The organism is Streptomyces sp. NPDC052910 (genome assembly GCF_055585605.1).
Genome location: NZ_JBVJJR010000022.1, coordinates 1 through 1399 on the forward strand (window position 1 = coordinate 1; position 1399 = coordinate 1399).

General features: G+C 68.2%; 2 protein-coding genes and 1 pseudogene. 1 reads left to right on the forward strand and 2 read right to left on the reverse strand.

Annotation, left to right across the window (positions count from 1 at the left end; translation table 11 throughout):
• Window positions 1-91 precede the first annotated feature (91 nt).
• Complete coding sequence (locus ACZ6X9_RS33740; protein WP_469781869.1) at window positions 92-475, reverse strand: hypothetical protein; 384 nt, start codon at window positions 473-475, stop codon at window positions 92-94.
• Window positions 476-479: 4 nt separating this feature from the next.
• A complete protein-coding gene (locus tag ACZ6X9_RS33745; RefSeq protein WP_469781870.1) occupies window positions 480-662 on the reverse strand; it encodes a hypothetical protein in 183 nt (60 codons plus the stop codon).
• 169 nt (window positions 663-831) lie between these two features.
• Between ACZ6X9_RS33745 and ACZ6X9_RS33750 the strand changes: the two are divergent.
• Window positions 832-1127, forward strand: a pseudogene (locus tag ACZ6X9_RS33750) (IS701 family transposase); the annotation flags it as partial.
• Window positions 1128-1399 lie beyond the last annotated feature (272 nt).

Consider the following 1399-nt stretch of genomic DNA (forward strand, 5'->3'; position numbering starts at 1 on the left):
TCCGGTCCGGCAGCAGCGGCTCAATCCGCGCCCACTGCGCGTCTGTCAACGGCACACCGGATCAACGATCAGATGATCCGAAAGAAACGGCCTAGGTCTCCGTCCAGCCGTGGGCCCGTACGCCGGTGACACGGCCTGCGGCGTCCAGGTCGAAGCGACGGGTGCCCGACGTCAGTTCACGGATCTCGGCGAGGTGACCGTCCTCCCGTTGCGCGTAGGAACAGTGCTGGAGGAGGCGGTCGGCCTCCGCGTGGTGGCCGGTGACGCTCTGCGCGGTCAGGCGGTCTGCCGAGTCCCACGTCTGGGTGAGGGGCGCCCCCTCACGCGGACGGCGTTCCGTCTCACGTCCCGGCGCGTCGTAGGCGAAGGCCAGGGAACCGGCCTCGCTGCGCAGCCCGGTCGCACGTCCCGCCGCGTCGTACGTCCACTCCGTCCGCAGGCCCGACTGCGCGGTGCGGTGAGTGCGGCGCCCCAAGAGGTCACGCGTAGAGGAACGCCCGGCCGTTGACGGCCTCCGACACCACGCGGCCCAGCGCGTCGCGCTCGAAGACGACCTCGGTTTCCCCGTCGGCCCTCCGGGTCAGATGGCCCGACCCGTCGTACGCACAGGTGGTGACGCTCTGCTGTGGCCCCGCGCTCTGCTCGTTGGTGCGGCCGAGCACATCCCTGCTGAAGAGGACCGACTCGCCCGCACCGTTGGTGCGGGATTCCAGTTGCCCCGCCGCGCCATGGACATAGGTGAGGCCGGGGCCGCTGAAGTCGGTCTCAGCGGTCAGACGACCGGCTTTGTCGTACTCGTACTTCGGCCCCGACCCGCCGACCCATCACCGCTGGGTGATGGTCCGCCGCAGCCTTTCCGACCCCGGCGAGATCGCCTACTACCTGGCCTCCGCACCCGTCGGCGTAGAGACCCCGAGCCGGCCCGTGTCGCCGGCAGCCGCTGGTCGATCGAAGAGTGCTTCCAGGCCGCGAAGAATGAGTGCGGCCTGGATGAGTACGAGGTCCGCCGCTACGTCGGCTGGTACCGGCACATCACCCTCGCCATGCTCGCCCATGCGGTCCTGACCGCACTGGCAGCCCAGGCGGCAACGACACAATGGGGGGCGGAAACGCGTCAGCCCTCATCCCGCTCACCGTGGCGGAGATCCGGCGACTCCTGGATGCTCTCCTGCCACCTCTCCGAGCCAATCACGACCCCGTCACCCACACACTGGAATGGTCGGCCTGGAGAAGACACCGCCAAGCCGCCGCCCGTCACTGCCACTACCAGAAACGCAGCTCAAGACACGAACCGCTGCTGGAGTACTAGTACTCCAGTTGCAGTTCGCTATCGCCGCTGGTCAGGGTCCTGTTTTTGAGTGTAGTCGGCTGACTGGTCGTCATGTCGGGAAGTTCGTGA